A 21,505-nucleotide genomic window follows, 5' to 3' on the forward strand; every position below is an offset into this window, starting at 1 on the left:
GGACCTTGATTAGGTGTCGCCTGCCTTTGCGCTCGCCATTCGACTTTTACCTATTGAAATTTTCGCCTTTGTCATCTCACATAGTGCGATTTACCCACTGCTTAACGGGCTGCAACCATTCTGGAATCGGCTGATAGAATGCCCCATGCTCTTTCCCTGTGGAGATGAGAATCTCTTCAAAGCTTGAAATGTTACTGCTGCGAGCTGCGAGCGCTTGGCAAGGAAGGACTAAATCATCCGACGTTTCATGCACCGACAGTACCTCGCCATAAAGCTCCACCGACTCGGTAGCCGTAATACTCTCTCCACACGCGGCCAACAAAACAAAATTCACGTCTTTTAACCGAAGGAGATTAGACACCAAGATAGTAATGTACCCGCCCCGAGAAAATCCAATAAATGTGATTGCTTCCGGCTTAACACCTTGCTTGATGAGCCTTTGGGCTTGCGTAACAAGCTCTTGCGCGTGTTCTCTTGGATCAGTGTTCTTTCCTCGGTGGTACGCAATTAAATGATAACCATGATCGGCTAAATCAGACTTAATACGTGGAAATTCGTAGGTACCCCATCGCGAGTTTCTCGGCGTGGGATTATCGCCTTCGACAATATAGCCATGTGAATAAAATACGTACCGTCCCTCAGGGTTAATTTTTGGTGGAAATTGAGTTAGGACAGACTGAGCATGAGCAGCACATAGCCAAGTACTTAATAAACAAATCAAAACGCGAATGAACGTGCGAAGCATAGATCACCGAAAGGCTGAAAACATGAACTATATCGATTGGAAAATAGCGTGCCTATTACATCACAACTGCCAAAGACCATATTGAATACCACCTAACTCGTAAATCGCAAATTGCCCCAAATCAGGTATTTCCAATGCTGGGTGCAGCAAAATCGCACCCATGGTTTGCGCAATATCGATAGCCGCATCAATATCTGAAACCAAAAAATAGGGCCTGATGACCGGATTTTCTTGATCACTCATAGTCGCTCTGATGCCTATTAAACTCCCACCTTTGAGTTCAGCCACACGCGCGTTTCCAAGACGGACATCAGGCTCACCAAAAGAGACGGAGTGAATACTCTCATAGTGAGTACAAGTGATATCAACATTGTCAGTTACAACTTCTAAGTAATGAATCTTCATGGCACCCTCTTAGATATACGTCGGAGTTAAAGAAATTCATATTACAATTTGCCGATACCGCCTTGCAAACCCGATAGAGTGTAGTAAGAGAAAGTCCATCATGTTGCAGGCAAAAAAAAACCGCCTTTCGGCGGTTTGTTTTTTCTTTGAATGGTGGGGCGTGCGCGATTCGAACGCGCGACCACCTGATTAAAAGTCAGATGCTCTACCAACTGAGCTAACGCCCCAAATATTCAAAAAATTCGTTTGAAAAGACTGCTGTTCAAACGAGGCGTGATTATCTTGCCAAATGTGGGGTTGGTCAACCTTTTTTAGCAATTTCTTTATCGATTTCTTGCGCTTTTTGACTGTCTCTACCGCAGAATTGACTTTAAAGCAGAATCAAGAGCATTTCGCCCATCGCGATGCTCAATGTTGAGTAGATAATACCCTTAGTCGTGTGAATATTAACTTGATGTGCGCTTTTCTTTGGCGCAAAAGCGAGAGCACTCACAATGATAGACACAACTCCACTGTAGAGTACCGTTTTCATCCAAAACTTTGAATGACTGATGTCTTCCCAAGTGATCAACATGGTTCCATACGCATTGCCCATATCAAATAAGTGTTGTGCCGCGATCACGCCGCCTAACCAGACGGATACGCAAAACACTAATAAGATAACCGTCATACTAAAAAAGAGAGAGACAACGGTTGGTGCAACCAGATATTGCTTTGTCGGCACATGCAATAAATCCAATGCCCTGATTTGCTGAGTTCGCACCATTTCCCCTATCCAATTAGAAATCATAGTGCCTGACCTCGCCACAAACAGCATTCCACCAACGGCTGGCGCCAAATAGAGTGCAAATCGCCCCCTCATCATGCTCACCAAATCCGCCGGATCGATAAACCACCCAACAAACCCGGTCAATGCGCTATCGGCCAAGGTTCGAACGACAGCAAGCGTTGTGCACCCAAGCATTACCCCAACCAAAATAAAGAAGAATAAGCCACTGAATACGCTAAGGAAAGAACCGTAAACGGCAATGTTGAACTGGTCCATTATGGAAACAGGCTTATGAAACAAACTTCGAATGACCACAAGACTTTGACTGATTAACGTTGTGAATGGGCTCTTTGGTTGCTGATTAATCTTTGGGACACTACTCTTTGGGTACCATTGCGAAACATCTTGATTGATCAACAACTCTTGCAACTCTAATTGGCGAGCAGACTTTTGCGACTCAGACACGGCCAGGTCAGGCCAGTCTGCCAGAAGCCTCAACTTACCCGAATCAAGTAGGTATACTCTTGTCGCAATTCGAGCGATATAAAACGGATTATGAGAAACCGTAACGCAAGTCTTGCCTTGCTCATTCGACAGTGCGCTTACTGTATCCGCCAAATTGGCCAAATTACCGATATCTAAACCTGCATCGGGTTCATCAAACAGCATTAGCTCAGGAGATGAGATCAGTGCTCTAGCTATTGCTACTCGGCGCTTTTGTCCACCACTGAGATCACAAACCCGTGCCGTATGGAGTGCTTCATCAATATTCAATTGCGACAAAAGGTCCGTTGTCTTTGTACTGTCGAGCAATCTAGGTGAATTCTGGCCGGTGTATCTGGTAACAAGCTCCAGATTCTCTATCACATTAAGATGCTCAAGCAAAGCACCTTCTTGTAACACCATTGCTGAGCGAACGGTCTTAGAGAGCGAATCGTGGTCTTCAGCAATCAAATCCAATAATGTGGATTTACCGCTACCACTGCTTCCAACAATAACAACGTTTTCACCAGCGCCAACTTCAAAGCTGCAATCGCGCAAGACAACGCGCCCATTAAACTCAACATTGGCGTCCTCTATGGATAGAACTTTTTCACTAGCCAATGAGACAAGACTCACGTTATCAAGTTTCTAAAGAGAGCTAACGTATTGCTGGATCATCTGAGCCCGCTTCAGCAAATCCCGCCGCTCGAATCCTACAAGAATCGCATTGATGACAAACTTGCCCATCCGTACGGGGGTTATAACAAGAAATGGTCTGCGAATAATCGACGCCTAACTCAAGGCCACGCTGAATTATTTCTGATTTGGTTAAATCAATGATAGGAGCCTCGATTTTGATATTCTCTCCTTCGACTCCTGACTTCGTGGCCAGGTTGGCCATGGATTGAAATGCAGCGATGTATTCTGGGCGACAATCGGGGTAACCAGAATAATCCACTGCATTAGCACCAATAAAAATGGCTTGCGCATCGAGCACTTCGGCCCAACCCAGAGCAACGGACAAGAAAACCGTATTTCTGGCAGGCACATAGGTAATCGGGATCTCCTCGGTCGCTTCGGTGGGGACCTGTATTTCTTGATCCGTCAGCGCTGAGCCACCAAACCCACCAATATCTATTTTGACAACTCGATGCTCGATAGCCCCGTTAGACTGTGCTACTTTCTGCGCACGGTCCAACTCTATCCGATGCCTCTGGCCATAGTTCATACTAAGTGCGTAACATTCATAGCCTTGATCTTTTGCCATCGCTAAGACCGTGGCCGAATCCAAACCACCGGAAACCAATACAACGGCTCGCTTATTGTTTTGAGTTGACATATTAACGCCCCGCTTCGTCTGCCCAGAGCAGCTTATGAAGTTGTATTTGCATGCGCACAGGAATTTGGTCCTCCACGATCCAATCTGCCAAACTTGTCGGATTGAGTTCGTCAGCAGACGGTGAAAAGAAAACTTCGCACTTCTCACTTAAATTTTGATCTAACACCATGGTCTTTGACCAAATGTAGTCCTCTCGATCACAAATAACGAATTTTAAACAATCGCTCTTTTTAATATGCTCAAGGTTGTTATATCTATTATTTGGTTCTTCGTTCGACGCAGGCGTCTTAACGTCTAAGACGATATAGACCCTAGAATCAACCTCCTCTATTGGCATTGCACCACCGGTTTCTATTGACACCTCATACCCAAGATCACACAGCTCGGAAAGTAATTGATGACACTCAGGCTGTGCTAGCGGCTCTCCCCCAGTGACGGTTACGTGACGCGCTTTATATTGTTTCACTTGTTGAACAATATCCTCTATTTCATGTTTTTTACCACCATGGAATGCGTACGCCGTGTCACAGTAAGAACAACGCATAGGGCAACCCGTCAGCCTGACAAACACCGTCGGCAATCCAACCGTGTTTGACTCACCTTGCAATGAAAAGAAAATTTCTGTGATTCGAATAGACATAAAAACACCAAATTGGCTCTAATTCACTGGCGTTGCCAGCGCTGTCGGGCACACATGTCCCCTACCAGCCGTTAAACGCGAAGTGTAACGACTTACCTACTCCAACAACAACCACTAGGACTAAGAATTGGCCGCGAAAATTAGCAAACCGTGGACTATATTAAGCGTAATTAATGAGCTACTGTCCGATCTTCAAATTAGACAACCTATTTTTAGCTGCAATGGCTGCGTTTGAGGATGGGTGGCGACTAACTATCTCTTGAAACAGAATTCGCGCCTCTATTAGATTGCCCATTTCTTGTTCGATATAGGCGGATTTGAGCATCGCATCTGGAACCCTAGCGCTTTGAGGGAAATCATTGATGATCGATTTTAGATGCGGACGCGCCTCAGCTGGCTTACGGTTAATAAACATGGCTTCGGCAATCCAGTAATGTGCATCGTCCGCTAAGCTGCCCGCTGGATGTTGCACTATCTGTTCTTTAAACACATTAACCGCTTCATCGTACTTTGACTCTTTCAACAAGCCAAATCCACGGTCATAAAAATCGTCTTCGCTAAATTGTGCAGGAGATGCGACTACCGGGTTGGCATTCACGCCCTCCGCATCCACAGAAGCGCTTAATCCAGAATTTGATGGAGTCACTGTTTTGTCCACAGATTCCACAGGTACCGCCAGTATGGGCCGCCCGGTCTGAAGGTTTGGGCTCGCGTTTTCGTATTGCTCGCCATGCGCTTGAATATCGGTCTGCGCAGCGGACCCATGACTTGTTACTTCGCTTGGCTGACCATTGTCAACACCATAAGAACGTTCAATCTGTTGACCCTGAGTATTATAGGGTTGATCTTGACTTAACACGGGCGCATTCACGGCGCCTGATGCCGTTGAAATACTGCGTTCAACAATTTCAGGACCATTGTCACTGTAATCAGTGCTTTCTATTGGCGCGGCTGTAATTTCACGTTCTACCACTTGCGGTGCTGATGTGTCGCCTAATCCGTTACTTGCGTCGTTATATTCCGACGCTTGAACCTCTGAGGAGGATAGGTCTGTTGGGCGTTCAAGCTGAGAATAATCGTTCGCTGGCGCACTCTCATTTTGATAACTCGGTTGCCCAACCACACTGGAATTTTCATTGCTCGAATTTCCCCTGGCTGAATAGTAGTCACTTTCCACGCCATTGTTTGGTCTGCCCTGAACCTGAGAGCCAGTGCCTACCGAATAGGAATTAGGATCTTGGGAAGCTTGCCTGATTGGCTCTGTCTGACTAACTGAATCAATTCCACCAGTCGGCGGCAACGGATTCAAGGAACTCTGGTTGTCATATTGCTGTAAGCGTACGCCATTTTCAGGTTGAGACAAACCCTGATTTTGCTTTGCTACGGAACGCTTGAGCTTTTGCATTTCAAACTGTTGACGCTCCACCAAATCACGCAGCTCGGCTATCTCAGTTCGCAACGTTTGCAATTCGATCATAACCGAGGTTTGGCCGTTTCGATCTTGCGCAAAGGCGGAATTAAAAATCGGGGCAGCACTGAGTGCAACCCCGATAACGAATACAGAAAGTTTAACTGTCTTCATAAGTCTCAATATTAGTAAACGCTGCTGCTTTTAGAAAAGTAAAATCAGCTTTGCTTTGCAAGCCAATTAGCATCCAAGGATCTTGTCTGCTAACTGGCCGCGGGTACTCAAATTAGTATTTTACTTCTACTCGACGATTTCGCTGCCAAGCTGATTCTGTGTGAGCAGTATCAACAGGGCGCTCTTCGCCGTAAGAAATAGTTTGGTTATTGCTTCCAGCGTTCGCTGAATTTAGGAAGTCAGAAACAACGTTTGCTCGGCGTTCGCCTAAAGCCAGATTGTAGTCACGAGTTCCACGCTCATCAGCATGCCCTTCTAGGCTTACGCGAGTTCCCGCATTTTGACCCAAGTAACGCGCATGTGCGCCTAAGATAACTTGAGAACGGCGGTCTATCGCGGTGCTGTTGTATTCAAAGTAAACCACTTTTTCATCGCGTGGATCGCCAGTAATGCCAAGCGCACGAAGTTGATCCATAGAAAGACCAGACCCAAACGCATTGTTCGCATTAGGGTCAACTTCAGCTACCGGAGTTGTTGTTGGTTCGGGATCAGTAACTTGCTCATTATTTTTACTAGCGCAAGCAGTAAGTATAAGGCTCATCAATATGGTTAGCATGAGGCCGATTTTACGATTCATAGTGTCACTCCAGGAATGATTTGTTTTATTTTGCCGTGTCATTTTATCTTCTTAAAGGTGACCACGCCGGCTCGCGTACGTCACCCTGTACGAATTCTACCCTTGTCCGAACACGGCCATCGATTGAAGCAACAATCATTGTTGGCTCAAAGCCCTGTTCGGTCATATACAATACCATGTCTCCATTGGGAGAAAAACTAGGAGACTCATCAAATTTTGCGTTAGTAAGCCACATTAGCTCTCTACTTTCCGGATCCATTAGTACAATGTTGCCACCATCGTGAACCAACACGATGTTTTTGCCTTCTGGGTCGTAGCTGGCATTCGCATTTTCGTCTCCCTCAAAGGTCATACGAGTCAACGATTGATCAAGTAAACTATAGCGAAAAATTTGCGGTTTTCTCGAACGACTTGAAGTAAACAAAAAGCTTTCCCCACGAGGACCCCAGTTTGGCTCGGTATCAATTGCGTAGTGTGTGCTAATGCGTTCGTGTTGACGAGTCACGGTGTCGTAAATAAAAATATCTGGGCTACCGTGCTGCGAACTGGAATACGCTATCTTTTGCCCATCGGGTGACCATGCAGGCGCACTATTAACCCCTTTAAAATTAGCGATATCTTCCACGCGACCGTCTGTCAGGTTGATCACCTTGACCACCGGGCCTTTTGCTGTGAGGTTAACAAACGCTATTTTGCTGCTGTCAGGTGACCAGTCTGGAGACAATATTGAATTCCAAGAGGCATAAACTTCCGTTGGGTTATAGCCATCCCAATCCGCCACCATTAACTTAAAACGGAACCGTTGATTCTCTAACTGTTGACGTTCAACGTAGGCAATTCTTGACTGAAAAGCTGCTCCACGACCGGTAAACGCTTTATACACTTCATCGGCCACAACGTGTGCAGCCGCTCGAATATCTTGCTTACGTAGGTTAGGGATACGTTTTGTCTGACCGACAGGCTTGTCTTGAGCAACATCGTGCATTCTAAATTGCACTTCATAGCGATCCCCGCCCAAGGACCAAATTTCACCGTAAACCAATACCTCGGCGTTAATCAAACGCCAATCTTTAGCACGAACTTCTTCGGCACGCGTAGGAAGTGTGAGGTACTTCTCGTTAGGGATGGGGTCAAATTTGCCTGTTGCGTATAGATCGTTGGCGACGACTTGATCCAATTGGTATTCAAACTGAGTGTCATCCAAAACCTTGAAAGGCACAATGGCAATCGGGGTAGCTCTAATTTGACTCGCTTGTGCAGACCCACGCAAACGCTGCGCATCCACCTGTAGGGAAAACACAAGAAAAAATAAGGAGACAAATAGCGTCGTTAATTTATTCATAAACATGCTCTTAATTTACCTTCTAGCAAATGGGTGATACAAATCAAACTCAAAGCCTTCATCGACAAAACGTTTTTTCGCACTTTTGTCTTCGTCATCAGTGGGTATTGGCAATGGGCTAGCTAATAAGACGGCTCGTTCACCCGACAGGTCAAAACTAGAATCGCCACTCGATTCTATCGTTCTTACGGAAACCACATCACCAGATGGAGATACTTTAATAAGTACAACACTCTTTAAATTGCGAGACAATGACGGATCAACCCGCCATGCTTGCCCTATTTTAGTGCCAATTCTGGCCATAGCGCCTTCGATTGCTGTGGTCGTTCTTTGAGCTGCCGCTCGCTGAACTGCCGCTGCTCGCCGCTGAGCCTCTTCGGCTTCGATACGCTTTTGCAGTTCTTCTCGTTCACGATCACGCTGGGCTTGTTCAAATAGCTCTTGTTCTTTCTTTATACGCGCTAACTCGGCTTCACGTTTCTTCTTTTCTTCCGCTAGCTTCTTTAACTCTTTACGCTTTTTTTCAGCTTCGCGCTTTTCCTTTTCTTTGCGCTTTTTCTCATCTTCTAAGCGTTTTTTCTCTTTCTCAGCGTCTTCTTTTTTCTTTTTATCCAGCGCGATCGCTCTCTTGCGCTGTTCTTCCAACGCCGCCAATCTTTGCTTTTCTAGTTCTGCAAGACGTTTCTGCTCTTGTTCAGACTTTTTCTTTAGATCCTCAAGACGCTTCTGCTCGTCGTCACGCTTTTTCTTCTTAGCTTCATCTTTCTTCTTAATTTCTTCACGGGTTTTCTCAAGCTGATCTTCATCCACAGCACGAGCTTTAACAATGTCAATTTTATCGGCGGCAAACGCTTCTACCCGTTCAGCATTGTCTTTTTTAGTGAAATTAAACACCATGGCGCCAATGATCAGCGCGTGCACGATCGCCGCACCAATGTAAGCCATCATTTTGCTTGTGACCGCAGCCTTTCTTCTTCTCTTACTCATTTAAAAATATGTATGGCCTTCAATAATGGGCTCATTATTTTGCGGTGTCCGCAAGTGGCTCGGTAACAAGGCTGACGGTTTCAATTCCAGCCTCCTTTAACAAGACCATGGCTTGCATAATAAACTCATAACGCGCATTTTTATCACCACGAACCAAAAAATCAGTGGCTGGTTTTTCTTGATACAACACCGTTGCGTAACGCAATATACCCGACGCATCGTATTCTCGGTCATCAATAAATAGTTTTCCTTGTGCATCCACAGTTAACACAAAGGGTTCGGGAGCATCTGGATTAGCGTCAATGGGTGCAGACTCTGTGGTTTGAGGCAAGTCAATCTTCACTCCTTCAGTCAAGAGCGGGGCTGTAACCATAAAGATAATAAGTAACACCAACATGACATCAATGTAGGGAACCACATTAATTTCAGCGATGGCCTTACGTTTACGATTGCGGTAACTCATGGCTTGCTCTATGCCTCGCCTATCGTGAGCTGACGATTGATGATACTGACGAACTCTTCCATAAAGATCTCGTACTGCGCAACCAGCTTTTCAACCTGTGTATTAAAACGGTTATACGCTATCACAGCGGGTATTGCTGCAAACAACCCCATGGCAGTTGCTACCAATGCTTCAGCAATACCTGGTGCCACGCTCGCGACGGTCGCCTGCTGAGTTGATAAACCTAAGGCTCTAAATGAATTCATAATGCCCCAAACCGTACCAAAAAGACCCACGTATGGGCTTGTGGAACCAACCGTAGCAAGTGTGGGAATTTGGGATTCTAGGTGATCGATTTCTCGGCTCAATTCAACCCGCATTGCCCGCTGTACAGCATCCAGCAAGTCATTATTGTTTGCATAACCTCTTTCAGAAAGACGTTGATACTCCCGATAGCCCGCCACAAATATTTCGGACATACCTGAAGATTTCTTAGTTTCGGCACCCCACTGGTTATAGAGTTTTTGCATACTCCCACCAGCCCAAAATTGCTTTTCAAACTGTTTGGTTAGCTTGTTTTCTTTTCGCAAGACTTGGTATTTAGTAAAAATAATAGACCAAGAAGCCAATGATGCCAGCAGCAATAGAAGCATCACGCCCTGAACCACAAGACTGGCGTCCATTACTAAAGAAATTATCGACATACTATCCGCCGCGTGAGCAGGCGCAGTACCAGAAGTCGTCGCAGCGACCGCTTCGTCGGTTAATGCCTGTGCAGCAGGCGACGAACTCGCTTGCGCTAGAGTGATAAGATTTAACGTCATGTAACTAGATTTACCCTTTTTTGCTCTTGTTCAGAGCCTTTTCTTGTAGCGCGACCCCATTTACGCGCCTGTTTTAGGTCATACCGAGACTTATGTACCAGTATGTAGTGACGGCCAACCACATTTAGCCCGCCTGCATAGCCTGCCTAAGCATACTGGGCATAGCGCGTAGTTTATACGATGTAGAGTCCAAAGCCGCAAGTTTTATGGTTGCACGGCACAACAGCTGCCTCTCAGTATAAACGGCTTGCTCCAACACCAACTTTACCTTACCGACTTGCAATACCTCAGCGGTCACTCGAAGCTCATCAAAGAGTCTTGCTGGTCTTTCAAAAATCAACGCCGCCTCACGCACAACGAAAACAAGCCCTTGATTTTCCTCAAGTTCAGCAACGTTATAACCCAAACTCATTAGCCAATCACATCGACAGCGTTCCATGAAATTCAAATAGTTTGAATGATAAACGATGCCACCGGCGTCGGTATCTTCGTAATAAACCCTAATATTTTTTTCAAACACTCCGACAACCTTAGTCGTTAAACAGCTTTTTTTGGCCGCTCGTTTCAGGATTAGATGGTGCATTAAGCCCAAAATAGGACCAAGTTCGCTTAGTTACTACTCGACCTCTTGGTGTTCTCATCATGAAGCCTTGTTGAATGAGATAAGGCTCTATCACGTCTTCAATGGTACCCCTTTCTTCTCCAATCGCTGCCGCTAAGCTATCGATGCCAACCGGACCGCCATCGAACTTTTCCATGATCGATTTCAATAACTGACGATCCATCCAATCTAAGCCGTGGGGGTCGACTTCCATCATGTCCAATGCGCCTGTGGCCATGTCTTCAGTTAACTGCCCAGACCCTTTCACTTCCGCATAGTCTCTAACTCTGCGCAGCAATCGATTGGCTATGCGTGGTGTGCCTCGAGAACGATTGGCAATGGTTTGCACACCAGCGTCCTCGGTCGGAACGCCCAAAATATTAGAGGAACGCTGCACAATTGAAGCTAAGTCTGAGGTATTGTAGTACTCCAAACGTTGGACTATGCCAAATCGGTCTCGAAGAGGCGATGTCAACAGACCAGCTCTAGTAGTTGCGCCAATTAGCGTAAACGGTGGCAATGATAACTTTACTGTACGTGCCGCTGGCCCTTCGCCAATCATAATATCGAGCTCAAAATCTTCCATAGCTGGATAGAGTATTTCTTCGACTACCGGGCTCAGCCGGTGTATCTCATCAATAAACAGAACATCGTGGGGCTCAAGATTGGTCAATACGGCAGCCAAATCACCAGCACGCTCAAGTACAGGTCCTGAAGTTTGACGAATTTTGGTATTCATCTCACGCGCGATAATGTTTGATAGCGTGGTTTTACCGAGACCTGGTGGCCCAAACAGTAACACGTGATCCAATGCCTCATTCCTGGATCTAGCCGCTTGTATAAAAATAGATAACTGCTCTTTGAGTTTTGGTTGACCCACAAAGTCTTGCAAGTATTCCGGTCGCAACGCCCTATCAACAACGTCATCGTCATTGCCTTGAAGGTCCGGATTGATTGGATTCTCATCGATCATAATAATTCGAGCTACAGCACATTGCCTGACAAGACTCGGAGTGATTGCCGAATAAGCTCTTCGCTACTCATTGAACTATCCAAGGATTTAATCACTCGGCTTGCCTCTGTATTTTTATACCCGAGAGCAACCAGCGCATCAACGGCATCTCTTGTATTATTACTGCTGGATTCACCCGCCGTTACTTCTAACGCCACATGAGCGAATTCTTTTTCTAAGCGGTCTTTCATTTCAACCACCAAACGCTGTGCCGTTTTCTTGCCAATACCTGGCACTCGGCATAATTGCGTTACATCTTCATTCGCCATGCATTGCAATAGCTCTTGCGCAGACAGCGTTGATAAGACAGCAAGAGCGACCTTCGGTCCAACACCATTGACTTTAATAAGGCTTCGGAACAATTCACGCTGTTGCTTACTGGTAAACCCAAATAACAACTGTGCATCCTCACGCACCACCATGTGAACAAAAACCGTGGCTTGCTCCCCGACAACAGGCAAATCATAAAACGTCGACATCGGAGCTTCTAACTCATAACCCACGCCGTTGACATTCAGCACCAAACTCGGCGGCAGTTTTTCGAGCAATTCCCCTTTTAGCCATGCAATCATGTTTATGCCCCTTTTAATACTTTATTAATTTGTTGATGGTGCGCGTGGCATACCGCGGCCGCTAAAGCATCTGACGCATCGACTTCAGGAACCACTCTCAAACCAAGTAGCACCCTCATCATATGCTGTACTTGAGCTTTATCAGCACGCCCTTTACCCACTACGGTTTTTTTAATCTCAGTAGCGCTGTATTCAACCACGGGTATCTTATTAGTCACGGCGGACAACATGGCGGCTCCGCGGGCATGGCCTAGGACAAGCGCTGATTGAGGGTTTTTAGCAACAAAAACCCGTTCAATCGATACTATGTCAGGTTTGGTTTGAGCAATAATGTTCTGCAAACGTACGTACAGGTCCTCTAGCCTTAACGGCAATTCACCTTTAGGCAGCTTCAACGATTCTGAGTAGATATGTTTTAACTCATTTCCTTGAGATCGAATCACACCAACGCCTGTTATTTGTGACCCTGGATCAATACCAAGAATAATAGTGGGGGGTTGGAGGCTCAATAGGATAGTCGATTTAAAGGTTGATTAGTTCTAACGGAGCGAGTTGCTTCATTGAAAGAGCCTGCCAGCTTTATGGTTTAACAGCCAAATCGCAGTTCCGTACGCTGCGCACATGGCAACGTAACAGAATAAAAATTAGGATTGCGCTTCAAACGCTGACTCCGGAAAGTCGGCATTAGAAAACACCTCAACAACATCATCTAAATCTTCTAGCGCGTCAATCAGCTTCATTACTTTTTCTGCATCATCTTGGCTTAGTGCAATCTCATTCTCGGCTCGTTTTGTTACTTCCGAGTTTGCGACGGCCATGCCGGCCTGCTCAAACGCTCCCATTAAGGCAACATACTCTGCCGGAGGACACGTTACTTCGACTGTTCCGTCTTCATGCGTCACAATATCGTCAGCGCCGGCTTCTAAGGCAACTTCCATGACTTGCTCTTCGTCCGCGCCTTCGGCCATTTCTATGACGCCCAATGAAGTAAACATATACGCCACTGAACCTGACGTTCCTAAACTGCCATTATATTTACTAAAGGCATGCCTAACTTCTGCGACGATACGATTTTTATTATCGGAACTGCACTCCACTAACACGGCAATACCACAAGGGGCATACCCCTCATAGGTCATGTCTTCGTAGTTAACCCCTTCTAAATCACCGGTGCCGCGTTTGATAGCTCGCTCAACGGTGTCTCGAGTCATGTTTACGCCGAGTGCTTTATCTACCGCAATTCTAAGCGCGGCGTTTGAGTCAAGGTCACCTCCGCCTTCTCTCGCAGCAACGGTAATTTCACGAATATGTTTGGTAAATAACTTGCCGCGTTTCGCATCTTGAGCTGCTTTACGGTGCTTAATATTTGCCCACTTACTGTGTCCTGCCATGGTGTACTTATTATCAATTAGTGCTAAAACCTGTATTCTAACACTGTTTACAAGAGTCGCGTCAGACAGGCAACACTAAAAAGTCAAAGTTTGTTTTAAGGCTTGTTTGTAGCGCTGCCTTTTGTCACCGCCTTTCCATCGGCCGTTTTTCCTTTACGATCATTTTGATCCACCTTAACTAGACGTACCTTCTTAATCCACGTCCCCGGTTCGGCTTCTCCTTTAGGAAAATAGCCATTTATTACACGGAGCTCTGGCTCACTGGCCACGTTCTCGTCCTTTTTATCCGCCGCTATCGACCCAAAGGTTTCACCAGGCTTTAGTTGCTCAAAATAGATTCTCTTTAACTCAGTCAAGTTTTTATCGTTCGGGTGCAAGCGCCTAAAACTAGCGATCATGCCTAAAAATATGGCGTCCACTTCTTTGGACAACTTATTGTCGCGACTAATGCCTTGAAAATGAAACGTATTACGAGCCACCTTAATTAGCGCAACACGTTGATTCGGCCGCATCGCCACAACACCAAGATCTTTTGTAGACTTAGGGTTTATTTTCCTCACATCAGATAAATCATCTGGGTATCTTGCTTTAATCGCAACGTCACTGGTGTCCGTCTTATTGGCTGTTTTCTCGATTTCTATCTTGAATTGCAGTGTTTGATCAGGGTCCTTAATGATGATTTTAGAGCCCTTAATGGTTCTATTCCATTCCTCCGGGTGGAGGAACGTAATGCCCAGAGTTTCATTGTTATATCGTACGTAGCCTGGAGGCGCCGTGGGTTTTAAGTTCGGCCCAAAAACCACGTTTCCAAGTGCGTCACGAAAACGACCTCGCCCCAAATCAGCCTCTCCAGGAGGGAGCTCCCCAACCTCTCGAATCACAGCTCTTAGCCGCATATCGGTTCGAGGGTGGGAGGAAAATATACCGTGATAGCGAGGACCGGTCTCCTTACCTGCCAGTAAACCTACGTAGTCAAATAGCGTGCCAAGGCCCTGCACTAAGCCTTCGGGCTCATATTTAGAACCGTACAGGTAAGTCGCACCAAAACGATCGGCTTCAAGTTCTAGCTTTCGACTGTATTTTTGAAGATTTGCGGCATTCTGCGTTGCTATCGCATTACCAACCGCGTTTGAACCAGCGAGAATACTCATAGTGGTTGCAAAAATACTGTCTCGAACGCCCTTTCCTTGCTTGCGTGAAACATGACGCCCGATGTTATGACCAATTTCATGACCCAATACTCCGGCGAGTTGCGCCTCAGATTGGTACAAGGTGATGAGCCCTCGATTAATGTAAATATAGTCTTGCCCCATTGTGAATGCGTTGGGGTTTTCATCGTCAAGAACCAAAAATCGATAGTCTCGACCTTTGTGGGGGCTAGCGGCAAGAACACGCTCTCCTACTTCTTGAACGTAGTCATTTAATACTTTGTTGGTTGAAATCGGCGTGGCAGCGATTACCGATAAATGGCGCTTTAATGCCGTGCCGGACAAATTCGGCCATTTCTTTGCCTGAGCCTCCAAAAACTGCTTTTCAGCTTGCTTTCGACTTTTTTGAGACTGTGCCAACGTGGCACCGCTCATGATGAACATTACGAATATAGCCACGCACAGTGCACTAACACCTGGATATCGACCTTCAAATAATCTTAAAGAACTCATGGAAACCTCCAGTCTAATAGACCCTCATTAGCCCACTAGTCATTACTTAAGAGTTTTTAACTCTGTATTTTTGCCATCTTTAAAAAACCTAACCAATTGTTTACCCATGCCTTTACAGGCATCACCTTCCACCTGCGCCAGCAGTGGAATGGGCACCACAAATGCCGGCAAGTAAGAGGTTCCGACGGCCTCCGTACTAACTCGGCCGACTTCTTCGAGTGTGTTGATATCCCAAATAGTGGTTTCGTAGTCACTGGTGTCTTCCCATGTCCCAAAGCCAAAACACCCACCGCCGCCAGGACCAATTGAACAGGTAAGGCTTCCCGACTGAGCCGTTCGCTCTGTAGACCCCTCAACCCACACAAAATACCGTATTTTCATTGCCTCTAACTTCTCGGCCACGAGAGGCTCATTGAGCACCTTACGTAATTTTTCCGGCCGGAGTGGCGCGGTTCGGGCTTCAAACCAGGGATAGAACGCGTTCACAAACTCGGGTTCAGAAATCACCCTAACCTCCCTTGCACCGCGCTGCAGCTTACCACCGATGCACGCCACTAAACTTGCTTCGGTTTGAATTTCAGGCGTTTGATGACGCCCAAGAACAACCATAGCATCACCCTGACGCAGTTCAACGGTGTCCTGTAGTCGTACCTGATCAATATTAATGGTGGTACACGCTGAGGCAAACACACTGACTGCTAGAGCCAACGTGAATTTCGAGTAGGTATAGTTACTGCTGATCATCGACGTCCTCACTATTTTTTTCTTTGGCACCTTGCGCTTCAAGTTCTACCGCCTCAACGTCTGCTATTGAATCCAAAGCCACTTGCTCAAGTTGCGGTGATGAATTATCCGCTACGCTGATATCGGAGATCCGTTGAGGGTCCTCCTTGTTAGCAATTAATTTTTTGATGCTTCTTTGACCTGAGAACCGAGTAGAAAGTTGTGCGCCAACATCTCGCAGAGCGATATTCGTAGCTGAGTTAAATGCGCGACTGGCGCTGGTTAGCATGGCGGTTGGTGTCTTGCCATACCCTTTAATGGTCCAGTCAGCGAGACTGGATTCATCGGGCTTTAGGATTTTGAGCCGATACTTAATCCAAACTTCGTATTGCTTAAGCTTCGTTTCATGTGGAGCTGTGTATTGAAAGTCCAATATTTCTGGCTCGATGATCAAGTCTTTACTAACGTCATCCAGTGGCACCAGAGTGGTTAATTGCCCAAAAATGGAGTCGAAGAGGTCCGCTTGAGCGGTAGCAAAATCAATGCTTTTTAATACGCGTTTTTTCTCACTTTCAATGTACACATGGTTTTTAAATTTTTCGGTGTAGGATAAATGCGCCTTTAACGGAACTTTCTCCACTAAGGGTGTGGGAATGTCGGCAATCACCGTTACCTTGCTCGCACAAGCCGTCATTAACAACAGCATCAACAGGCCTGAAAAAAGTTTGGTGCATCGAGCTACCGGGCATTCAACTGGACTAATGATTATTTTATTCATGATCGACTCGTTTCACCGTAAATTATTAAGACCTATAAACGTACCGTTATTTTGCTGTGCTAACTCCCGCATCAAAGAAGCATACCTCATCGCGTTACTGCGTATTCCTGGGCTAGCGCTCATGTGCACAGGAAAACCTATCCCATGAATACGCACCAACCTATTCCCTCTTCTATCTCCACTATTGAGTTCATTTACAATATGCAAAACTCGACGAATAGAGCGCCCAGAATAGTCATCACCAAGCACATAAAGGCTGATTTTCTTTTTCTTATCATAGTGCTGACGAATCGCCGTGGTGATGCCTTCAACTGGACTCGAATTACTGAATGCATTCCAACTGCGTAACTTACTGATGATCAAGCGTCTTCTTGACGGTGAATCCGCCATAAACTGCCCTCGATAGGTCGGGAACATGTATTGGCCCTGATCGTTCATCACCTGAATGCCCTTAACAGTCGGGTGGATGCGTAATGTGTTCACCACTTCATTCAGCATTTTCCCCCACGCCCTTGTAAACATACTACCCGAAGTATCAATGATAAAGATAATGTATTCCGAATCCACGGGCACACCGCCAATATAATCATTACTTTTCTTGCGCCCCTTGAGCAAACGCTGCATTTCTCTGGTCAGGCTCTGCAAGGCTATTTGCAAGTCTTTAGCTTCAGTCACATCTTCAGCGCCGAAGTCTTCGATAGTCGCTTTGCGTGAATTGAGTAAGTCGAGTTCTCCTCGTAAGATAGCAACGCGCGTTTTATCTTTACCTAATTGTTCTTGCTTGGCATTAAGCTCAGTTTCCAAATACTTAACCTGACCACGAATTTCAAACAGCCGCTCTTGCATGGCTCGCACGCGCCCTTTATCTTCTATTGGAGACTCCTCTAGAACTGTCGGCACGGTGGGTCTGACAATGACTAACAGTAGTACAATCGCCCCAAAACCACAGCAAATTATATCCAAGAAACTTAAGCCAGCATCCGCCGAACTGCGCCTTGCTTTTCTTCTACTCATGGCCAATCACTCGCTGGTGTCACAAACGAGCCACGTGTACGGATCGCTAGCCCCCAGAATGCACCGGCCGCGTAGCTGTCCCCCTCTAATGGGAGTAACATAGTGTTCACCGGAATCCCGGGCGCTAATTTTTCCACCGCATTACGGAATACACGGTAACGATCTGCGCCAGAAATTGATCCCGATTCAGGCGCACCGTCGCCTTGTGTAGGCAGCCCATCAGTCAGTATAAATATATTATCGGGCACAGGCGTCATGGCCATTGCAACTTCAAATACTTTCTCCAAATTAGTTCCGTTTTCGGGCACAACTTGGTTAATCCCCTTTACGGCCTGTGCGACTGACACTCTATCCGCCACCTCATACCAGGTGTTTATCTCATCTCCGTGAGTAGGCTTCACCGCGTCGTTAAAACTTAACATTTGAAAGTCGCTAGAAAGAGGCAAGTTGGCCACAATCCATTGGGCTATGGCTAGAGCCCTACCCCACTTAGGGGCTTGCCGTTTTAACTCATCACTCATATTGCGACGACGCAATATATTTACAATGGTTTCGTCGAGCATGCTCGCAGAACTATCAATTAATATCAGTACGTTGTCACCGCCGAGCCGTAAACCCGTCAGATACTGACGTTCGCCATCTCCTGTAAACTCAAACGCCTTATTACCCGCGGGCACTGTTACTTCCAGCGCTTGCTTTTGACTTTCCAGTTTTGCAATCTTGGCTTTCAATCCAGGAATATCAAAACTGGAATCTGGGGTAATCTCTTCCAGCTCACTTTTGAGCTTTTCCAATTCTTCAGAAATCTTCCTGGCCAGCCCTTGCGCCGTCACAGTCTCATCACTAATGTCACTGATCGTGTTACGGATTCTAACGAGGTCCTTCTCACCCACGAGAATTTCTTCTTCCAATAAGTCTATCTCCGCCAACACTTGTGGTTCTTGATTTGGTATGGGTGAATCCACGACATGCTTCAACAATAAAAATATCAACACTGCCGCACCGAGACCACAAGACATGATGTCCAAAAAGGCCAGGCTAAACGTGGAAGTTTGTCGTATTTTTTTGCGTGCCATGGTTGATTTAACCCATCATCAAACGACTCGTAGCGCCGTTATTACACCGTCAGCCATGGGAGAAATCAGACGATCATTTGCTCGTAGTTCGGACAGACTTGAACGCGTCGGGTCGTTAACGATTTCTAATTGTCCGTTTTTCAACATTTTATCAAGGTCACTCACCTCACCGTCGGTGGCAAGTGCCAACACGGCGTCATCTAACGTAACCGACGCCTCGAGAATTGGCACGGCAAGCCCCTTTTGCATAATATGCGTTGCGGCCAAAGAGTTGTTACTTGACACTGACGGCGTTGGCTTTAGCGCCTCGGTAGCGTCAGAACCGCCATTGCGATCGCCGCTTGTACGCTTTCTCAATGACGGCAATTTAACTTGATAGACGCTGGCCGAACCATCGGCACTGTCTAGTCGCGTTAAATTTAATGATGGCGCACCGGTCGCCCAAACCAGTGCTCGGTTTGCTAGTCCTTGCAGACCACTCAAATCAAATGCAGCATTGGTGTCCACGATGACGTTGCCCACCTTACTTTTGAGCAGTGCTGTAAAGTCACTAAATGCCTCTTCTACTTCGTCCCGATCAATGCTGGTACTGTAAAGCTTCCCTTGATGCTCTACTCCAACGTTAACCTTATCCCCATTAGCCAAGGTGGCGATAATCGAGGGTAGTTGATCGAATAATTGTTGCTCAGTCGTCGCGTCGTGCAGCGGATCAAAGCGATCACTGGAAATGAATGAAGCTTGCAAATTACGTAGCAGCGATTCTTGCAAAGCGTGAATGCCTAAGTCGGTCTTTACTTCCACCTCACTGAGCTCAACATGAGTAGGACTTACGGTGATCGTAGACACCACGGTTTGATGTAACTGTAAATCAACGTGCGTCGCCTTTCCCACTGGAAAGCGTTCTTGCTGAGCAGCAAGCACGGGTTTACTGACCAGCCCGGCGGAATTCAGGCCAACCGCCTTAGCCACACCAAGAAGTAACTGCAAATGACTGTCTTTATAATTTCCCGGCACCACCAACGCTAATGTATCAATCTCTAATTTGGTTTGTAATTGCCCCAAATGCTTCCAAATCAGATCAGCGGCATGACGCATACCAGCACCATTGCCTGCGATTGCGGTTTGTGCACACTGTTGCCAATAACGGTTATTAATTTCTTGAGGCGCGATACGACAATGTCTTACTGGGTGTTGAGTATCGTCTAAATCAAATATAACTTGATCACCTTTTAGCCAAGCATAGCCCTGACTACGCTGCTGCAGAACTACCTTGTCTTCTGATACTTGTTGTACCAAAAGGTTATTATCATTGATGTGCAATATGTGTGACATAAACAAATTCGATCTCTTGATGTTGTCTTACTATCGGCCCAAATGTTACTTAACTTTGCAGGTGGCGAATTAAATTGAAATCACAATAATCTTGTGCATCAGCAACCATTCGCTCTTGCATCAATGTTATTTGATGCATTAAAAACATAATCACGATACTGATAAGCAAGGCGATAAAGGTTGAGTTAAAAGCAACACCTAAACTGGCGGTTACAGCAGCTATATTTCCCTGTACCGCTTCGTGCGCATTACCCAACGCCGTACCAATTCCTCTAACCGTACCAATAAACCCGATTGAAGGTATCGCCCAAGTAATATACCGAACCATGGACAACTCAGAATCAAGCCGATCCGCTTCTGTATCACAACTGTCTCTGACAACATTAGAGACATCTGCGACAGACCCGGTTGAACCGTAACGCTGTAACGCTCCGCGCAACGCCCTTGGCAAGAGAAAACCTCGCTCGGGTTCCGGCAACGCTTCCAGCGGCCTTGCTAGCTTTCTTGAGTCTTCTGGTAACACCCGTGTGCCATCTTCAATGCTAATCAGAGGCTGCGAAAAAAGGCGCCTTTGAGCGCTTACATTTTGCGCCTTTAAGCCCATAATCGCCATTACCCACAACATTAGAATAAAACACGTTTCTTGTTCGTAGTCTTTCAAAACCACCCAAGCTGACCGTTCAATAGTTACTGTTTCACCCGATGCTTCCTGCTCAGCGATAGCTCTTGCTTCTGCAACTAAAACCGCCTCCGCATTAGGCCTGACCAAACCAACGTAAATTGTGTGAACGACCACAAAGGACAACACCAAAGCAATGATCTGGTAAAAGAATTCAGACTTCTGAAATTTCATTGAGTTTTTCTCATTAATTATTTTAGCTTAGTATCTATATATCAACCGGGAATGGTACTGGAGAGTCCTCGGATATTTCCTCCGTAGGGTTAAAGACCTCTTTCGGCGGCTTGTTCTTACTCACTGGGGCATCCGTCCGCTTTTTCTTATCTTCTGACTCAAGCTTAGGATCACTTGACGGCGTTGACTCACGCGCCTCCTTTTGAGCCTGATCGGTCTCTTGCGCGGTTAAATTGAACACAGGGTTAGCAAACCAAGCCACGAATAAAAACGTAAAGATTCTATTTAATTTCATAG

At 46.1% G+C, this 21,505-nt stretch carries 24 protein-coding genes and 1 tRNA gene; all 25 read right to left on the reverse strand.

Features of this window, described 5'->3' with window-relative positions; genetic code table 11:
- Positions 1-76 precede the first annotated feature (76 nt).
- The 25 genes from ABWW54_RS01910 to ABWW54_RS02030 all read right to left on the reverse strand — a co-directional run bounded on the left by ABWW54_RS01910 (position 77) and on the right by ABWW54_RS02030 (position 21,503).
- Positions 77-745 (reverse strand): lipase family protein, encoded by a 669-nt coding sequence (locus ABWW54_RS01910; RefSeq protein ID WP_353409542.1) that lies wholly within the window; start codon positions 743-745, stop codon positions 77-79.
- 60 nt (positions 746-805) lie between these two features.
- Positions 806-1,150 (reverse strand): VOC family protein, encoded by a 345-nt coding sequence (locus ABWW54_RS01915; RefSeq protein ID WP_353409544.1) that lies wholly within the window; start codon positions 1,148-1,150, stop codon positions 806-808.
- A gap of 151 nt (positions 1,151-1,301) precedes the next feature.
- A tRNA-Lys gene (locus ABWW54_RS01920) sits at positions 1,302-1,377 on the reverse strand.
- 143 nt (positions 1,378-1,520) lie between these two features.
- Positions 1,521-3,023, reverse strand: a complete 1,503-nt coding sequence (locus tag ABWW54_RS01925; RefSeq protein ID WP_353409546.1) for an ATP-binding cassette domain-containing protein — start codon at positions 3,021-3,023, stop codon at positions 1,521-1,523.
- Between the two features lie 37 nt (positions 3,024-3,060).
- The gene (gene queC, locus ABWW54_RS01930) at positions 3,061-3,741 is read right to left on the reverse strand and encodes a 7-cyano-7-deazaguanine synthase QueC (RefSeq protein WP_353409548.1); all 681 of its coding nucleotides are present in this window, start codon (positions 3,739-3,741) and stop codon (positions 3,061-3,063) included.
- 1 nt (position 3,742) lies between these two features.
- A complete protein-coding gene (gene queE / locus ABWW54_RS01935; protein ID WP_353409550.1) occupies positions 3,743-4,381 on the reverse strand; it encodes a 7-carboxy-7-deazaguanine synthase QueE in 639 nt (212 codons plus the stop codon).
- Positions 4,382-4,559: 178 nt separating this feature from the next.
- On the reverse strand, positions 4,560-5,963 hold the full coding sequence (gene ybgF / locus ABWW54_RS01940; RefSeq protein ID WP_353409552.1) for a tol-pal system protein YbgF: 1,404 nt from the start codon (positions 5,961-5,963) through the stop codon (positions 4,560-4,562).
- A gap of 112 nt (positions 5,964-6,075) precedes the next feature.
- On the reverse strand, positions 6,076-6,600 hold the full coding sequence (locus ABWW54_RS01945; protein WP_353409554.1) for an OmpA family protein: 525 nt from the start codon (positions 6,598-6,600) through the stop codon (positions 6,076-6,078).
- 43 nt (positions 6,601-6,643) lie between these two features.
- Positions 6,644-7,942, reverse strand: a complete 1,299-nt coding sequence (tolB, locus tag ABWW54_RS01950) for a Tol-Pal system beta propeller repeat protein TolB (RefSeq protein ID WP_353409556.1) — start codon at positions 7,940-7,942, stop codon at positions 6,644-6,646.
- Between the two features lie 15 nt (positions 7,943-7,957).
- The gene (gene tolA, locus ABWW54_RS01955) at positions 7,958-8,929 is read right to left on the reverse strand and encodes a cell envelope integrity protein TolA (RefSeq protein ID WP_353409558.1); all 972 of its coding nucleotides are present in this window, start codon (positions 8,927-8,929) and stop codon (positions 7,958-7,960) included.
- Positions 8,930-8,963: 34 nt separating this feature from the next.
- Positions 8,964-9,392 carry an ExbD/TolR family protein gene (locus tag ABWW54_RS01960; RefSeq protein WP_353409560.1) on the reverse strand — a complete coding sequence of 143 codons (429 nt, stop codon included), beginning with the start codon at positions 9,390-9,392 and terminating at the stop codon, positions 8,964-8,966.
- An 8-nt stretch (positions 9,393-9,400) separates the two neighbouring features.
- Positions 9,401-10,075: a protein TolQ gene (gene tolQ, locus ABWW54_RS01965; protein WP_353410370.1), complete on the reverse strand. Its 675-nt coding sequence runs from the start codon at positions 10,073-10,075 to the stop codon at positions 9,401-9,403.
- 244 nt (positions 10,076-10,319) lie between these two features.
- Complete coding sequence (gene ybgC / locus ABWW54_RS01970; protein WP_353409562.1) at positions 10,320-10,715, reverse strand: tol-pal system-associated acyl-CoA thioesterase; 396 nt, start codon at positions 10,713-10,715, stop codon at positions 10,320-10,322.
- 10 nt (positions 10,716-10,725) lie between these two features.
- Positions 10,726-11,769: a Holliday junction branch migration DNA helicase RuvB gene (gene ruvB / locus ABWW54_RS01975; RefSeq protein WP_353409564.1), complete on the reverse strand. Its 1,044-nt coding sequence runs from the start codon at positions 11,767-11,769 to the stop codon at positions 10,726-10,728.
- Positions 11,770-11,780: 11 nt separating this feature from the next.
- Positions 11,781-12,380 (reverse strand): Holliday junction branch migration protein RuvA, encoded by a 600-nt coding sequence (gene ruvA / locus ABWW54_RS01980; protein ID WP_353409566.1) that lies wholly within the window; start codon positions 12,378-12,380, stop codon positions 11,781-11,783.
- A 2-nt stretch (positions 12,381-12,382) separates the two neighbouring features.
- Positions 12,383-12,889 (reverse strand): crossover junction endodeoxyribonuclease RuvC, encoded by a 507-nt coding sequence (gene ruvC, locus ABWW54_RS01985; RefSeq protein ID WP_353409568.1) that lies wholly within the window; start codon positions 12,887-12,889, stop codon positions 12,383-12,385.
- A gap of 135 nt (positions 12,890-13,024) precedes the next feature.
- Positions 13,025-13,771: a YebC/PmpR family DNA-binding transcriptional regulator gene (locus ABWW54_RS01990; protein WP_353409570.1), complete on the reverse strand. Its 747-nt coding sequence runs from the start codon at positions 13,769-13,771 to the stop codon at positions 13,025-13,027.
- A gap of 95 nt (positions 13,772-13,866) precedes the next feature.
- The gene (locus ABWW54_RS01995) at positions 13,867-15,432 is read right to left on the reverse strand and encodes a M48 family metalloprotease (protein WP_353409572.1); all 1,566 of its coding nucleotides are present in this window, start codon (positions 15,430-15,432) and stop codon (positions 13,867-13,869) included.
- Between the two features lie 42 nt (positions 15,433-15,474).
- Positions 15,475-16,176, reverse strand: a complete 702-nt coding sequence (locus ABWW54_RS02000) for a hypothetical protein (protein ID WP_353409574.1) — start codon at positions 16,174-16,176, stop codon at positions 15,475-15,477.
- The gene (locus ABWW54_RS02005) at positions 16,163-16,933 is read right to left on the reverse strand and encodes a hypothetical protein (RefSeq protein ID WP_353409576.1); all 771 of its coding nucleotides are present in this window, start codon (positions 16,931-16,933) and stop codon (positions 16,163-16,165) included. The genes ABWW54_RS02000 and ABWW54_RS02005 overlap by 14 nt, the downstream gene beginning before the upstream one ends.
- A gap of 12 nt (positions 16,934-16,945) precedes the next feature.
- The gene (locus ABWW54_RS02010) at positions 16,946-17,947 is read right to left on the reverse strand and encodes a VWA domain-containing protein (protein ID WP_353409578.1); all 1,002 of its coding nucleotides are present in this window, start codon (positions 17,945-17,947) and stop codon (positions 16,946-16,948) included.
- Entirely contained in the window at positions 17,944-19,023 is a 1,080-nt protein-coding gene (locus tag ABWW54_RS02015) for a VWA domain-containing protein (protein ID WP_353409580.1), read from the reverse strand. The genes ABWW54_RS02010 and ABWW54_RS02015 overlap by 4 nt, the downstream gene beginning before the upstream one ends.
- 18 nt (positions 19,024-19,041) lie before the next feature.
- Positions 19,042-20,355: a hypothetical protein gene (locus ABWW54_RS02020; protein WP_353409582.1), complete on the reverse strand. Its 1,314-nt coding sequence runs from the start codon at positions 20,353-20,355 to the stop codon at positions 19,042-19,044.
- 49 nt (positions 20,356-20,404) lie between these two features.
- Complete coding sequence (locus ABWW54_RS02025; protein ID WP_353409584.1) at positions 20,405-21,208, reverse strand: MotA/TolQ/ExbB proton channel family protein; 804 nt, start codon at positions 21,206-21,208, stop codon at positions 20,405-20,407.
- A gap of 34 nt (positions 21,209-21,242) precedes the next feature.
- Positions 21,243-21,503 carry a hypothetical protein gene (locus tag ABWW54_RS02030; RefSeq protein ID WP_353409586.1) on the reverse strand — a complete coding sequence of 87 codons (261 nt, stop codon included), beginning with the start codon at positions 21,501-21,503 and terminating at the stop codon, positions 21,243-21,245.
- Positions 21,504-21,505 lie beyond the last annotated feature (2 nt).

This window comes from Arenicella sp. 4NH20-0111, from assembly GCF_040366405.1.
Lineage (GTDB): Bacteria > Pseudomonadota > Gammaproteobacteria > Arenicellales > Arenicellaceae > Arenicella.

Bases quoted from the DNA above. Each gene is read 5' to 3' on its own strand.
- ABWW54_RS01910 (WP_353409542.1), bottom strand. From the start codon at position 745: ATGCTTCGCACGTTCATTCGCGTTTTGATTTGTTTATTAAGTACTTGG.
- ABWW54_RS01915 (WP_353409544.1), bottom strand. From the start codon at position 1,150: ATGAAGATTCATTACTTAGAAGTTGTAACTGACAATGTTGATATCACT.
- queC (WP_353409548.1), bottom strand. From the start codon at position 3,741: ATGTCAACTCAAAACAATAAGCGAGCCGTTGTATTGGTTTCCGGTGGT.
- queE (WP_353409550.1), bottom strand. From the start codon at position 4,381: ATGTCTATTCGAATCACAGAAATTTTCTTTTCATTGCAAGGTGAGTCA.
- ybgF (WP_353409552.1), bottom strand. From the start codon at position 5,963: ATGAAGACAGTTAAACTTTCTGTATTCGTTATCGGGGTTGCACTCAGT.
- ABWW54_RS01945 (WP_353409554.1), bottom strand. From the start codon at position 6,600: ATGAATCGTAAAATCGGCCTCATGCTAACCATATTGATGAGCCTTATA.
- tolB (WP_353409556.1), bottom strand. From the start codon at position 7,942: ATGAATAAATTAACGACGCTATTTGTCTCCTTATTTTTTCTTGTGTTT.
- tolA (WP_353409558.1), bottom strand. From the start codon at position 8,929: ATGAGTAAGAGAAGAAGAAAGGCTGCGGTCACAAGCAAAATGATGGCT.
- ABWW54_RS01960 (WP_353409560.1), bottom strand. From the start codon at position 9,392: ATGAGTTACCGCAATCGTAAACGTAAGGCCATCGCTGAAATTAATGTG.
- tolQ (WP_353410370.1), bottom strand. From the start codon at position 10,075: ATGTCGATAATTTCTTTAGTAATGGACGCCAGTCTTGTGGTTCAGGGC.
- ruvB (WP_353409564.1), bottom strand. From the start codon at position 11,769: ATGATCGATGAGAATCCAATCAATCCGGACCTTCAAGGCAATGACGAT.
- ruvA (WP_353409566.1), bottom strand. From the start codon at position 12,380: ATGATTGCATGGCTAAAAGGGGAATTGCTCGAAAAACTGCCGCCGAGT.
- ABWW54_RS01990 (WP_353409570.1), bottom strand. From the start codon at position 13,771: ATGGCAGGACACAGTAAGTGGGCAAATATTAAGCACCGTAAAGCAGCT.
- ABWW54_RS01995 (WP_353409572.1), bottom strand. From the start codon at position 15,432: ATGAGTTCTTTAAGATTATTTGAAGGTCGATATCCAGGTGTTAGTGCA.
- ABWW54_RS02000 (WP_353409574.1), bottom strand. From the start codon at position 16,176: ATGATCAGCAGTAACTATACCTACTCGAAATTCACGTTGGCTCTAGCA.
- ABWW54_RS02005 (WP_353409576.1), bottom strand. From the start codon at position 16,933: ATGAATAAAATAATCATTAGTCCAGTTGAATGCCCGGTAGCTCGATGC.
- ABWW54_RS02010 (WP_353409578.1), bottom strand. From the start codon at position 17,947: ATGAGTAGAAGAAAAGCAAGGCGCAGTTCGGCGGATGCTGGCTTAAGT.
- ABWW54_RS02015 (WP_353409580.1), bottom strand. From the start codon at position 19,023: ATGGCACGCAAAAAAATACGACAAACTTCCACGTTTAGCCTGGCCTTT.
- ABWW54_RS02020 (WP_353409582.1), bottom strand. From the start codon at position 20,355: ATGTCACACATATTGCACATCAATGATAATAACCTTTTGGTACAACAA.
- ABWW54_RS02025 (WP_353409584.1), bottom strand. From the start codon at position 21,208: ATGAAATTTCAGAAGTCTGAATTCTTTTACCAGATCATTGCTTTGGTG.
- ABWW54_RS02030 (WP_353409586.1), bottom strand. From the start codon at position 21,503: ATGAAATTAAATAGAATCTTTACGTTTTTATTCGTGGCTTGGTTTGCT.